Source organism: Vreelandella neptunia, assembly GCF_000712975.1.
Taxonomy (GTDB): Bacteria; Pseudomonadota; Gammaproteobacteria; order Pseudomonadales; family Halomonadaceae; genus Vreelandella; species Vreelandella qaidamensis.
The window spans coordinates 730,375-743,491 of sequence record NZ_JHQL01000002.1 but is presented as its reverse complement, the minus strand read 5'-3'; the positions used below and the strand labels follow the sequence as shown (position 1 = coordinate 743,491).

Below are 13,117 nucleotides of genomic sequence, written 5' to 3'. Positions count from 1 at the left end.
ATCACCGCTGGTAACGCTGTGCGTCCCCGGCAGCGGATGCGTACTTTACGGATTCGCTGCCGTCTTGGCAAGGCCTATTTATAAATAAGTGCAAAAAAGTTTTAAGATAGGCCGTTGTGTGTTTGAAAGCGCTTCGACGGCACTCTCTAGACGGTTACACTTACCCTAGCTTTATAGCACGTAACGCCCACTCCATTTTGAGGTCCGTGATGAGCCAGCACCTATTAACTGTCGATTCATTACAGCGCGAAAGCGTTGACCACCTGCTACGCGTAGCAGCGCGTATGGAACCTATTGCCAGTCGCCGCCAAGTTACTCGGGTGCTGGAAGGTGCTGTGCTTGGTAATTTGTTCTTTGAGGCGAGTACACGCACGCGCGTGAGCTTTCATGCCGCATTTTGCCGCTTGGGGGGAAGTGTGTGTGACACCACTGGCTTTACCTTCTCTTCTATGGCGAAGGGTGAGTCGCTGTACGATACCAGCCGTGTGATGAGTGGTTACTGCGATGCGATTGTTATGCGCCACCCCGATCAAGGGTCGGTAGCGGAGTTCGCAGCGGCCACTAATGTGCCGGTAATAAATGGTGGCGATGGCCCTGGTGAACACCCAAGCCAAGCATTGCTGGACCTCTATACAATTGATAAAGAGTTTCAGCGACTGGGTAAATCGCTTAGCGGCGCGCATATTCTACTGACTGGTGATTTGAAATATGGCCGCACCGTGCATTCGCTAATCAAGTTACTATCTCTTTATGATCCGCTGCGCATTACCCTGGTATCTCCACCGGGTTTAGAAATGCCGACCGCCCTGATTGACCTAGTGACATCTCGCGGGCATCGCGTTGAGCAGCGCGATTCACTGGCTAGCGACTTCTCAGACCTAGACGTGGTGTACACCACGCGTATCCAGAAAGAGCGCTTTACTGATGAAATGAACGAGAGCTTTCAGGGGCTTTCTGACGACTTTATGGTGAACCGTGACTTTCTTGATCAGCGCTGCAGCCAGAGCACCATTGTCATGCACCCACTACCCCGTGATAGCCGCCCAGGCGCTAATGACCTAAACGTGAACCTTAACGGAGACCCACGTTTGGCGATTTTCCGCCAAACCGATAACGGGATACCGATGCGTATGGCCATTTTTGCCACGCTCTTAAAGGTAGATGAACTGATTGAGAAAGACCTGCGGCCAGTGCGCTGGTTTGTGCCATCACAGGTCGGCACGCTAGACCGTTAAGACACGGCATCAGATTTAATGGGTGCTTCGCCCACCGGGCAGTCCTTCCTGGTGGGCAAACCAGCCTTCTAGAATAAGCACGGCAGCAATGCCATCAACGCTCTCTTCTCGGTAATTACCACGATGCCCTGCAGCATGGGCAATCTGCTTCGCTTCGCGAGTGGAGCCACGTTCGTCGACCATTTCACAGGGCTTACCATAGCGCCCATGCAGGCGGTTGCCGAACTTACGTGCCCGCGTACTCATCGCTGATTCAGTGCCGTCCATATTCAGCGGCAAGCCAACGACAAATAGATCAGGCTGCCACTCTTCTACTAACCGTGTGACAACGTTCCAGTCAGGAATGCCATCTCGAGCGGTTAGCGGCGTTAGCTCGCGTGCACTATTCAACAACTCGTTGCCTACCGCGACGCCAATACGCCGAGTACCAAAATCAAATGCGAGTATTAGCCGTTGCCCACGTTCAGCCATGAAACTCAACCGTCATGTTAATTGTCATGCATGTCCGGCGTTGCGGGTCATCAGGTTTAAATCAACACCAAGAATGCCAGCCGCAGCAGTTAAACGCTCCGTGGGGGGAGTATCAAACAGTACGCTGCTTTGACTTTCCACAGTTAACCACGTGTTCTCTTTTAGCTCGTCTTCTAACTGTCCGACATCCCAGCCAGCACAGCCTAGGCAAACCAAAAAATCGTCGGGGCCTGTGCCATCGGCAAGTGCCTGAAGAATATCCATCGAGGTGGTAAGCGCAATACCGTCTTCCACCTGAACACTGGAGTCCCACTCCTGGCTATCACCGACATGCAAAATAAAGCCACGATCCTTATGCATAGGGCCACCATAATAGACCGGTGCATTACGGTGTGGGCTGTCATCTCCCCCTAATGAGAGCTGCTCAAATAGGGCATCCAAGGTGATTTCAAGTGGGCGGTTGGCGATGACCCCCATGCAACCATTGTGGTCATGGTCACACAGGTAGATCAGGCTGCCAGCGAAATTGGGGTCTTCCAAGTGGGGCATAGCCATCAAAAAATGATGCTTAAAACTTTGCATGCGTCTCCTACGGCTCGCTGAACACTCAGCGAGCCTCGCGTTAATTAGGCGAATAGAACGTTTAACGGCATCGATTAGTGAAGACGACGTTCAATGGCGTCCAGCAGCATTCCGGCAATGTTCGTGCCACGCTGATCGTCGATTTCACGTACACAGGTGGGACTGGTAACGTTAATTTCAGTGATGTAGTCACCAATCACGTCTAAACCAACGAACATCAGCCCTTTTTCACGAATCATGGGCTGCACCTGCTGAATCAACCAGTGGTCGCGCTCGGTGAGCTCGCGACTAACGCCACGACCGCCCGCGGCGAGGTTCCCCCGGGTTTCACCCGCCGAGGGAATCCGCGCCAGCCCATAGGGCACGGGTTCGCCGTCAACCAATAAGATGCGCGTATCGCCATCCTTGATCTCGGATAGGTAACGTTGCGCCATAATTTGTCGCTGGCCACGCAGCGTCAATTGCTCAATCACCGCACCTATATTGCGGCCATCGGGGCCAATATGAAAAATACCAGTTCCGCCCATGCCATCAAGCGGTTTAAAAATCACATCACCGTGTTCCGCATGAAAGGCACGTAGCACGTCATCTCGGCTGGCAACAACGGTGGGCGCGCAGCACTGGGGAAACTGCTGAGCAAACAATTTTTCATTACACTGTAATAAGGCAGCGGTTGGATTCACGACCAAGACACCCTCCCGCTCAGCAAACCCCAATAGATGGACCGCATTGGTAAAGTCGGCATCGACAGGCGGGTCTTTGCGCATTAACACAACATCTAGCTCCACCAGCGGGCGCTGGGCCGCTTCACCAAGGTCATACCAATGATTTGGGTCGCGATGCACCGTTAGCAGGCGCATGCGCGCATACGCCTGTCCCGCGTTCAAGAAAAGATCTTCTTGCTCCATGTAGTGCAGGGTGTAGCCGCGCTCCTGCGCCGCCCACAGCATCGCCATGGTGGTATCTTTCTTGTAAGCGATGTCGCTGATGGGATCCATCACCACACCGAGATGCAACGTTGATTGGCTCATCGGGGTAACATCCATACATAAACAATAGGTAAGCAGTATGCCGCACTGCTTGCACAGCTCCAACCGCCGCTAGCAGTTACTCGGCTTGCTCGTCGGTTAGCGCGCCAGGCACAAGCCGGATAGCGCCAGGCTCCAGCGTGATTAACTGCTGTTTATACAGTCGCCCTATGGCCTGCTTGTAAGCACTCTTGCTAACCCCTAGACGCGTTTTAATGTCATGTGCTGAGCTTTTATCACCTAATGCTAGATAACCACCGCTTTGACGCAGCGCCTGCAGCACCTTATCGCCCACTACATCTAGACGCGCCACACCTGGAGGGAGCAAACAGATATCAACCCGGCCATCTTCGCGGCGCTGCTTTACATAGCCTTTCAGCGACTGCCCGCGGCGCAGCGGCTGAGTAATATCATCTTGATAAATCAGCCCCCAATAGCGGTGATTAACCACTACTTTCATCCCAAGGTCAGTACGGTCAGCCACCACCACAGCCACCTCATCACCTTTTTCTAGCGCCCAGGCGTCATCTGTCAAAAAGCGATCCAAGCGCATGGTAGCCACAGGACGCCCTTGGTCATCGCTATACAGCATTACCAGTACCCGCTTACCGGGATCGGGGCGAAAGCGCTGCTCGCTATAAGGCAGCAGTACATCTTTGGGCTGCCCCCATTGCAGAAACGCCCCAGTGCTATTAACCGCAGTCACGGTTAAATAGGCTACGTCACCCAATTGGGCAGCAGCGTCGCTTGCGGAACGGGGAGAAGAGTGTGACTCACGGACCATGGGTACCGTCCTTACAAAAAGTAGACCTTCAGTATGGTGCCTTGCGAACGCAAGGCAAAGCGCGGCCGTTATCAATCAATTCAGCAGCACAAAATAGCGACTACTACCGCTTAACATGGCAGCAGCCGATCAGTAAGCACTTACTCACAAAAATCTTTAAGAAACAGCCCCTAAAAATAGGTTCTTAAGAGCAAGTCTTTAAACTATAAGCTCTTAAAATAGAACTTCTTAAAATAGAAGTTCTTAAAATATAGCTTCTTAAAAATCAGCTTTTAAAATCGAATACTGGAAAGCGAGCGCTAAAAAGTGAGTACTTACACATCACCAAAGTGGTGCTGCAGCAGTGTTAGCGCAACAACAGGCGCTGTTTCAGTACGCAATACCCTTGGGCCGAGTGTCAGCGGCGTAAAGCCACCGGCGGTGGCAGCATTAATGTCTGAGTCACTTAAACCACCCTCTGGGCCGATTAAGAGCGCTACGGAAGTGGGACATGGCTGTTGCGAAAATACGTTGCCTGTTGCTAAGTGAAGCATCAAACGTAGTGGCTCTTGCCGCTCGGAAAGCCACTCATTCAGTGCTTGTGGAGGATAAACGGGCGGGACAACCGCTCGCCCACTCTGTTCACAAGCGCTAGCTGCAACTGCCTGCCAATGAGCCAGTTTTTTCTCTTCACGGTCGCCCTTGAGACGCACATCGCCCCGCTCGGTGTAGAGCGGGGTAATCGCTGCAACGCCCAGCTCAACGGCTTTTTGGATGGCATAGTCCATCCGGTCGCCTTTTGAGATCGCTTGGCCCAGGTGTACCGCCAACGGCGATTCGCCACTACCCAGCCAAACAGCCTCGATGGTCACTGTCGTTTGCTTACGTCCAACATCGGCTAAGCGCACGCCAGCCTCTTGGCCGTTGCCATCAAACAACATCAGTGGCGCGCTTTCGCCCAACCGTAGCACTCGCGTCACATGCCTCGCCGGGCCGTCAGGTAGGGTAATGGTTGTGCCCACTGCAAACTCAGCGGGCACATAAAGGCGGGGCATTTTGCCGTGTAAGGCAACCCAGTCAGCAGCATGCATACTTAGTGAGTATTCTCGGCTGCTTGCTGAGCCTGCTGCGCTTCACGCTGCTTGCGCTGAGCGTACATGGCTTCAAAATTCACCGGCGCCAGCATTAGCGGCGGGAAACCACCACGATTGACAAGGTTATCAACGCATTCGCGAGCATAAGGGAACAGCAGATTAGGGCAGAACGCACCCAGGGTTTGTTCCAACTGCGCCCCTTCAATGCCAGAAATACGGAACAGGCCAGCTTGCTCTACTTCTGCCAGGAACGATGTAGTGCCGGTTTCACTGTCGTTGACCTGAGCTGTCACCTTTACAACCACTTCATACTGGTCGTCGGCTATTTTCTGGCTAGTGGTGTTCAGGTCCAGGTTCACCTTGGGCTTAAACGCCTGCTTGAATACAGAAGGAGAGTTCGGCGCTTCAAACGAAATGTCTTTTACGTAGATACGCTGCAAAGAGAACTTAAGCTGAGGCTTTTCACCTTCTGTGGCGCCTGCCTGCGGGGTGTTGTTATCTTCCGCCATGGAAATACTCCTAATTGTTCATCTGATAAAAAGATGCGCGACAGCGCATAGCTTACTTACTGTATGTTTAATTGATTTCTACTTTACTTTTTCACCACCGGAAGACCATCCGCCTGCCACTGCACCATGCCACCTCTCAACTTATTGACACGCTCGAAACCTGCCTTAGCAAGTTTTGCCTGTGCAGCACCAGAGCTCTGGCCGTGCTTACATACCACGATGATCGGCTGGCTTTTCACTTTCTCCAGTTCATTCATGCGGCTGTCGAGGCTGCTTTGGGGAATATTGCGTGCACCGGCAATATGTCCCGCTTTAAAGTCTTTGCTTTCACGGATATCCAGCACCACCGCGTCTTCACGGTTAATAAGCTGAGTCGCCTGTGTAGAGGTCACAGCGTGGGTAGCGGCACTGCGCGCCTCGTACGCCACCCATGCTATTAATACCAGCAAAAACGCCCCGACAAGTAGGGGGTGGTTCATTACGAATTCGAACAGCTGATCGATCATCGTGAACACAATCTCTTGGTCTATGCAGAAAAAAGCGGCTTAGCCGCCTCCAGAAACGCAACAAGTATACACGTCACACGGCATACCGCGCAGGCCATGACGCCCAACGGCTGCCTGCGTTATGATGCCCCATGCGCGCGCCTGTCGCGACCCTGATTATAAGGTGTTGTCTGAAAACTGTTTGAGCAATCTTCACCAACGTTTCAAACAACACCTCATGTCGCTTGGCTGATCAACATAACGAGGTTTTCATGGCTACAACTGCACCGCGCCCCGTGGCGCTTATCATTTTAGATGGCTACGGCCACAATCCCGATAGCGCCCACAACGCAGTGGCCGCTGCTAATACGCCCAACATGGACAAGCTGTGGGCCAATCGTCCGCATGCCTTTGTGCACACTGATGGTCGCCACGTGGGCCTGCCTGACGGGCAGATGGGTAATTCTGAAGTAGGCCATATGAACATTGGTGCCGGACGCGTTGTGTACCAGGACTTTACCCGCATCACCAAAGCAATTGAAGATGGCGACCTAGACACCAACGAGGTGCTGACCAAGCCCATCGACGAAGCCGTTGCTAATGGCCGTGCTGTCCACTTGCTTGGGCTACTTTCTCCCGGCGGCGTACACAGCCACGAAGATCACTTTATTGCCATGGCTGAGCTTGCTGCCCGACGCGGCGCGCAGCGCATTTTTATCCATGCATTTTTAGACGGACGCGATATGCCGCCGCAAAGCGCGCTTCGCTCGCTTGAGCGCGCTAATGCCCGTTTATCGGAGCTGGTGGGCGCTGATAACGGCTTTATTGCCTCAGTCATTGGCCGCTTTTACGCAATGGACCGTGATAACCGCTGGGAGCGTGTTGAGCAAGCCTATCGCCTGCTGACCGAGGGCCACGCTGATTTTATTGCTTCTAGCGCTGAAACCGCCCTGCGTGACGCTTACCAGCGCGGAGAAACCGATGAATTTGTTGCCTCTAGCAGTATTCCGCTAAGTGATACCGCCATTACGCTACAAGACGGTGATGCGGCTATTTTCCTCAATTTCCGCTCTGACCGCGCTCGTGAATTAACTCGTGCCTTTACTGAACCTAACTTCAACGGCTTTGAACGGCGCGTATGCCCTACACTGGCTGGCGACGGTTTAGTCACGATGACCCAGTACGCCGCCAATATTCCAGCACCAGCGGCCTTCCCCCCTTCGGATCTCACCGACACCTTAGGTGAAGTGGTTGCTAAACGAGGCCTAACTCAGCTGCGTATTGCAGAAACAGAAAAATATCCCCACGTCACCTTTTTCTTCTCTGGCGGTAACGAGGCCGAATACGAAGGCGAAGAGCGCATCTTGGTCCCCTCACCCCGGGATGTTAAAACCTACGACGAAAAACCTGAGATGAGCGCCTTTGAGATCACCGATAAGCTGGTGGAAGCTATCGACAGTGGTCGCTTTGACCTAATGGTGTGCAATTATGCCAATGGCGACATGGTTGGCCACACGGGTGACTTCAATGCAGCCGTAAAAGCGATTGAAACCGTCGACACCTGCGTTGGCCGGGTAGTGGAGGCCATTGAGCGAGCTGGTGGTGCTTGCTTGATTACCGCTGATCATGGCAATGCTGAGCAGATGGTGCATCCAGAAACTGGTGCACCACAAACAGCTCATACCACCTTCATGGTGCCGCTGATTTACGTAGGCGAGCGGGCTGGCAGCTTGGAAGACGGACGCTTATGCGATTTAGCGCCGACGCTGTTAACCATGATGAACCAGACACAGCCCGACGCAATGACAGGTAAACCACTGATTCATTTTGATTGATGCTTATGGGCTGGACATTAGTTATCACGCTCATGCTGGCGTTAGGTTATGCGCCAGCAAGTGTTGCTCAGCCAGATGAAACAGCAGCACGCAAGCAGTTGGATGCGATTGGCCAAGAGATTGAGAATCTGGCCCAGCGTCTCAGTGCGACTGGGCAAGCACGGGACAGCGCCGAGCGCGAGTTGCGAGAGGTCGAAACAGAACTTGCCGAGACCCACCAGCGTTTAGACCAACTCCAGGCCGAGCGCCGCCAACTGGCCGACGAAACCACTCAGCTTCGCCAGCACCGAGAGCGCTTGGAAGGTGAGCGTGAAACCCAATACGCTGCGCTAAGCCAGCAGCTAGCGGCCCTTTATCGACTGGGGCCAACGCCCCAGTTGAAGCTGCTTCTTAACCAAAGCGACCCTGCCGAGCTAGACCGAATGCAGGCCTACCTAAATCGATTCACTCAAGCGCGCCAGCAACGCCTTACCGATATCAGCCGCCTTGATAACGCGCTGGCAGATACTGAGCTGGCGCTGGGTGAGCGCCAAGCACGCCTTGCTACATTAGCCGATGAGCTAGAAGAGCAAAGCGCCCTGCTCGCCCAGCGAACCGAGCAGCGGCGGGGGGTCGTAGCGACCTTGGATGATCGTTATGGCAGCGAAGAAGACCGCTTGGCCGATCTTAACCAAAGCCGTGAGCAGGCCGAGCAGCAACTAAGAGCGATTCAAGCCGAGCTGGCCCGCTTAGCCGAACCAACACCTACCACCCACATTACTCGCACTCAGGGCGATTTACCCTGGCCCGTTCAAGGAGCGATTACAGCAACCTTCCAGCGTAGAGATGGCGTGCACTACAACGGTATCGTGATTCAAGCAGACCCAGGCAGCGCAGTAGCTGCGGTGCATACGGGCCGCGTGGTATTCGCCGACTGGATGCGTGGCTTTGGCAACCTACTGATTATTGATCATGGAGATCAGATCATGACGCTCTATGCTCACTTGCAACATTTTAGCGCTCGGCCTGGGCAACAGGTGAGTCGCGGCACTGAAATTGGACGCGTCGGCAATAGTGGCGGGCAGACCCGCTCCGCGCTTTACTTTGAAGTGCGACGTAGCGGTGAACCAATTAATCCACAACGTTGGATTGCACGCCGCTGACGGGATAAGCTGACTTATATGCATTAACAATCATGTCTCAACCTGAGCAGCACCTTTTGATGCTGCCTTTCGCCTAGCGGAGTCCGCATGACGCTATCTGTTACCGAGGTATCGGCCCCTGCCAAGCGCTTTTTGGCTACCTTACTTCCGCTTGTGCTGCTGTCGGTACCGCTTCCCTTAGTGGCCCAGCCTGCAAATAGCGTTGCTGATGACCTGCCCCTTGAAGAGATTCAAACCTTTGCCGAAGTATTTGAGCGCATTAAACGTGGTTATGTCGAAGAGGTTGACGATCGCACACTATTACGCAATGCCATGCGCGGTATGCTTAGCGAACTTGACCCTCATTCAGCCTATTTAGACGAAGAAGAGTACCAAAGTCTGCGCGAATCGACTCAAGGTGAGTTTGGCGGGATTGGCATAGAGGTAGGCACTGAAAATGGACAGCTAATGGTCATCACTCCCATCGATGACACGCCGGCTTCCCGAGCAGGGCTATTATCTCGCGATGTGATTGTGGCTATCGATGGAACACCAACCGACAGTTTATCGCTACAAGAAGCCGTTAATCTAATGCGTGGTGAGCCAGGTAGCCAACTACGTATTTCCATTTTGCGGTCGGGTGAAGAGTCACCGAGAGAGTTCACACTCACGCGCGAGGTGATTCGTAGCGAAAGCGTTAAGCACGAAGAACTTGAACCAGGCTTCGGCTACTTGCGCATCAGCCAGTTTCAGTCGCGAACCCCTGAACAGGCACGCAGATCATTAGAGCGCATGGCTAGAGAACAGCCGCTTGAAGGGTTAATCCTCGACTTGCGCAACAATCCAGGCGGCGTATTACAAGCCGCCGTTGGCGTCGCAGACCTTTTCCTGGATGAAGGGCTAATTGTATACACTGAAGGACGGCTTTCTGATACTGAAATGTCGTTTTCAGCATCATCAGAAACTCCCGCCAGAGACGTACCACTGGTAGTACTGATAAACAGCGGTAGCGCCTCGGCAGCTGAGATTGTCGCTGGGGCGCTTCAAGACCAACGTCGTGGGGTGATCATGGGTACCGAGAGCTTTGGCAAAGGCTCCGTGCAGCAAATCATGCCACTTGGCAATGGTGAAGGCCTAAAGCTAACGACCGCGCTTTACTACACGCCCAATGGACGTTCAATCCAAGCGCAAGGTATCGAACCTGATGTAGAAGTAGTGCGTGGCCGCCTGGAAGTGGCTGAAGGTCAGCGCCGAATCCGTGAAGCTGACCTTGATGGCCACCTAAGCGGCCAAAACGCTATACCACGTGAGCGTGCAGAAATGTCTCAGCGCCTACGCGATGACTACCAACTCAGTGAAGCACTGAACCTGCTCAAAGCGCTAAATGTGGTAGATCGCCGCCGCCGTTAACGGCATGATTGCGGCAGGCGCCCACGCTCTCCGATCGCCTGCCGCATCACCAACCGTTTCAACGGAACTAACTGATTCATACCACTCATGCCAATATTACGCGCCAGCGTCAGGGCAGGCACTTCGCTACCGAAGAGTACTTTGAACCCTTTCATCAGTCCTAACATAGCACTATTATCTAAGCGTCTGCGTCGTTCATAGCGACTCAACGTGGACAGCGCTCCCCAGGGCGCGCCTCGCTGCCATGCATTAACCACCTCTTCAGCCAGCACCGCTGCATCCATAAAGCCAAGGTTAACCCCCTGCCCTGCTAGCGGGTGAATGCTATGGGCAGCATCGCCCACCAGTGCTAAGTTGGGCTGCACATACTGAGCAGCATGACGCTGGATAAGTGGAAAGCGATAGGCAGCATCGACGGCACTCACCTGGCCTAAGCGATAATCAAAGGCATCACTTAGGGCCTGCCCCAGCGCATCAGAAGAAAACTCCGTGAGTTGTTTTGCATGCTCAGGTGTGGTCGACCAAACAATCGAGCAGTAGCGATCGTCACCATTCACCGTTAGCGGCAAAAAAGCCAGTGGACGGCCAGCGATAAAAGCCTGACGAGCCGTGTCCCCATGGGGTTTTTCACACCTTACCGTGGTAACGACAGCCTCTTGCTGCATCGGCTCTTCAGCTACCGATATTCCTGCCAGCTCACGCATGGTGGAGTGAGCACCATCGGCCGCAATGAGTAACGGTGTATACAACTGACGCCCATCCTTAAGTACTAGCCAACGACCGTTATCCGATGTTTGTAAAGCCTCCACGCCAACTCCAAAGAAAGTACTAACCTTTGGCAACGCTAATACCTGCTCATTTAACGCGGCTAATGTCACCTCGTTTTCAACAATATGTCCAAGTACGGGTGCACCTGCTTCATCAGCGGAAAACTGAATGCTACCGCTCCCTTCTGCATCCCACACCTGCATATAACGGTAAGGCGTTATCCGCGTATCAGCCATTGCAGGCCACGCCTTCAAGTGCGAGAGCAGGCGCTGAGAAACCGGTGTCAATGCACTCACCCTAGGGGCCGGTGGATGATCGCCGAAAGCAGCTAAACGAAGTGGCTCTGCTTTGGTTTCTACTAACGCCACCTGCATGCCAGCATTCGTTAATAGCCCTACTAGCGCCGTGCCTACCATGCCAGCACCCACAATTATCGCGTCAAAATGTTCAACCGACGCATCTAACCCCGCTGCTTGCGTTTTCATACCGTTTCCTTCGTTACCTTTCTGAGACAGCTGTCACGCTCTGAGTCAGAAGTGATTGTCAGGTTAGCGCTCTAGCCCCATCGCTCGGCGTGCCAAGCTGCGGCGAAGCGGCCCCACTAAATTTAACCCCACCAGCCCAGCTGCTCGGGCATGGGGAAGTAAAGGCAGCGAATAGCCAAATAACCGTACTAACCCATCACTAAACCGAATCACATTGGAACGGTCTTGAGCTCGACGTCGCTCAAATGACTGCAGCGTTTGCATATCACCAAGGGCACGCTGATTTTCGGCGCCCTGCGCCAGCTCCTCGGCCAAGTCCATCACGGAGCGTAGCGCCAGGTTGAAGCCCTGACCCGCTACTGGGTGTAGCGCGTGGGCAGCATTACCCAGTACCGCCAGCCCTGGTCGAACCGGTTCTTCTGCGGTGATCAGCGAAAGCGGGTAGCTGAAACGCTGTCCCACCCGAGTAAAACGCCCTACTCGATCACCAAAGGCGGACTGTAGCTGGCGTAGAAATGCCTGATCAGAGAGCGCTAGCCGCGCCTGTTCAGTGCCACTGGTATGCGTCCAGACTAACTCCATGGCTTGACCTGGTAGTGGCAACAAGGCGATCGGCCCTTCTTCTGTAAACCGTTCATACGCTACCCCCTGATGAGACTGACTAATACCCACGTGCGCAATCAGCGCGGTTTGCTCATAAGAGCGGCGGCGACTACTAATCCCCAATTGCTCCTTCAGGCCAGACCGGCCGCCATCGGCAAGAATAGTCAACGCTGCAGTCAGCTCATTACCATCAGAAAGAATCAGGTGATGGCCCTCTGCTTGTGGCGTCAGTTGTGCCACGGTCGCAGGGCAGTGCCACTCAATCGGCAACTGCTGAAGATGATGGTGCAACACGCGCCCCATCCAGGCATTAGGTATGACATGCCCTAATGCCGGTACCCCTAGTTCCTGGGCGCTCAATCTCGTAGCACCTAAACGCCCGCGCTCGCTAATATGAATACGCTTGATCGGCGTTGCTTCACTACGCATCGCCTCCCACACCCCCAATTGGCGAAAGCGCTGAGCAGAGCCTTCAGCAATAGCGCTAGCGCGTGCATCGAAGCTAGGTTGCCACGACACCTCCTGCGCGCTTTCAGGTAAGGCATTGGACTCAATAATGGCCACCCGCCACCCATAGCGCTCAATAAGAGGAGCCAACGCACAGCCCAAGCTGGCACCTACCAAACCACCACCCACAATAACGATATCGTGAGTAAGCGCTTGTTTCTGTTGGCCTTGATTTGCCTGCTGTACACCGTGCATTGGCATCTCCTACAGGTTAAGCACGA

13 protein-coding genes are annotated in these 13,117 nt (G+C 53.8%); 4 read left to right on the top strand and 9 right to left on the bottom strand.

Annotated elements, in window-relative coordinates; translation table 11 throughout:
- The first annotated feature begins 209 nt into the window (after positions 1–209).
- Complete coding sequence (gene pyrB, locus CR46_RS0108185) at positions 210–1,235, top strand: aspartate carbamoyltransferase (protein WP_030071733.1); 1,026 nt, start codon at positions 210–212, stop codon at positions 1,233–1,235.
- A gap of 15 nt (positions 1,236–1,250) precedes the next feature.
- On the opposite strand, the gene ruvX is transcribed toward pyrB, so the two are convergent.
- The 7 genes from ruvX to CR46_RS0108150 all read right to left on the bottom strand — a co-directional run bounded on the left by ruvX (position 1,251) and on the right by CR46_RS0108150 (position 6,188).
- A complete protein-coding gene (gene ruvX, locus CR46_RS0108180) occupies positions 1,251–1,706 on the bottom strand; it encodes a Holliday junction resolvase RuvX (protein WP_030071731.1) in 456 nt (151 codons plus the stop codon).
- 24 nt (positions 1,707–1,730) lie between these two features.
- Positions 1,731–2,288 carry a YqgE/AlgH family protein gene (locus CR46_RS0108175; protein ID WP_030071728.1) on the bottom strand — a complete coding sequence of 186 codons (558 nt, stop codon included), beginning with the start codon at positions 2,286–2,288 and terminating at the stop codon, positions 1,731–1,733.
- Positions 2,289–2,362: 74 nt separating this feature from the next.
- Entirely contained in the window at positions 2,363–3,319 is a 957-nt protein-coding gene (gene gshB, locus CR46_RS0108170) for a glutathione synthase (protein ID WP_030071726.1), read from the bottom strand.
- A 76-nt stretch (positions 3,320–3,395) separates the two neighbouring features.
- A complete protein-coding gene (locus CR46_RS0108165) occupies positions 3,396–4,100 on the bottom strand; it encodes a CvfB family protein (RefSeq protein ID WP_030071723.1) in 705 nt (234 codons plus the stop codon).
- Between the two features lie 314 nt (positions 4,101–4,414).
- Positions 4,415–5,170: a 16S rRNA (uracil(1498)-N(3))-methyltransferase gene (locus CR46_RS0108160; RefSeq protein ID WP_084180407.1), complete on the bottom strand. Its 756-nt coding sequence runs from the start codon at positions 5,168–5,170 to the stop codon at positions 4,415–4,417.
- 2 nt (positions 5,171–5,172) lie between these two features.
- Positions 5,173–5,682, bottom strand: a complete 510-nt coding sequence (gene secB, locus CR46_RS0108155) for a protein-export chaperone SecB (protein ID WP_030071718.1) — start codon at positions 5,680–5,682, stop codon at positions 5,173–5,175.
- A gap of 83 nt (positions 5,683–5,765) precedes the next feature.
- Positions 5,766–6,188, bottom strand: a complete 423-nt coding sequence (locus CR46_RS0108150; RefSeq protein ID WP_030071716.1) for a rhodanese-like domain-containing protein — start codon at positions 6,186–6,188, stop codon at positions 5,766–5,768.
- Positions 6,189–6,439: 251 nt separating this feature from the next.
- On the opposite strand from CR46_RS0108150, the gene gpmI reads away from it, so the two are divergent.
- The 3 genes from gpmI (at position 6,440) to CR46_RS0108135 (ending at position 10,533) form a co-directional block, all read left to right on the top strand.
- Entirely contained in the window at positions 6,440–8,002 is a 1,563-nt protein-coding gene (gene gpmI, locus CR46_RS0108145) for a 2,3-bisphosphoglycerate-independent phosphoglycerate mutase (protein ID WP_030071714.1), read from the top strand.
- Positions 8,002–9,144 carry a murein hydrolase activator EnvC family protein gene (locus CR46_RS0108140; protein ID WP_084180405.1) on the top strand — a complete coding sequence of 381 codons (1,143 nt, stop codon included), beginning with the start codon at positions 8,002–8,004 and terminating at the stop codon, positions 9,142–9,144. The genes gpmI and CR46_RS0108140 overlap by 1 nt, the downstream gene beginning before the upstream one ends.
- An 87-nt stretch (positions 9,145–9,231) precedes the next feature.
- Positions 9,232–10,533 carry a S41 family peptidase gene (locus CR46_RS0108135; protein ID WP_030071709.1) on the top strand — a complete coding sequence of 434 codons (1,302 nt, stop codon included), beginning with the start codon at positions 9,232–9,234 and terminating at the stop codon, positions 10,531–10,533.
- Here the strand turns inward: CR46_RS0108135 and CR46_RS0108130 are convergent.
- Both CR46_RS0108130 and ubiH read right to left on the bottom strand, forming a co-directional pair.
- Positions 10,530–11,786 carry a UbiH/UbiF/VisC/COQ6 family ubiquinone biosynthesis hydroxylase gene (locus CR46_RS0108130; RefSeq protein ID WP_030071707.1) on the bottom strand — a complete coding sequence of 419 codons (1,257 nt, stop codon included), beginning with the start codon at positions 11,784–11,786 and terminating at the stop codon, positions 10,530–10,532. The two genes, CR46_RS0108135 and CR46_RS0108130, sit on opposite strands and share 4 nt — an antisense overlap.
- A gap of 63 nt (positions 11,787–11,849) precedes the next feature.
- Positions 11,850–13,091 carry a 2-octaprenyl-6-methoxyphenyl hydroxylase gene (ubiH, locus tag CR46_RS0108125; RefSeq protein WP_030071705.1) on the bottom strand — a complete coding sequence of 414 codons (1,242 nt, stop codon included), beginning with the start codon at positions 13,089–13,091 and terminating at the stop codon, positions 11,850–11,852.
- Positions 13,092–13,117 lie beyond the last annotated feature (26 nt).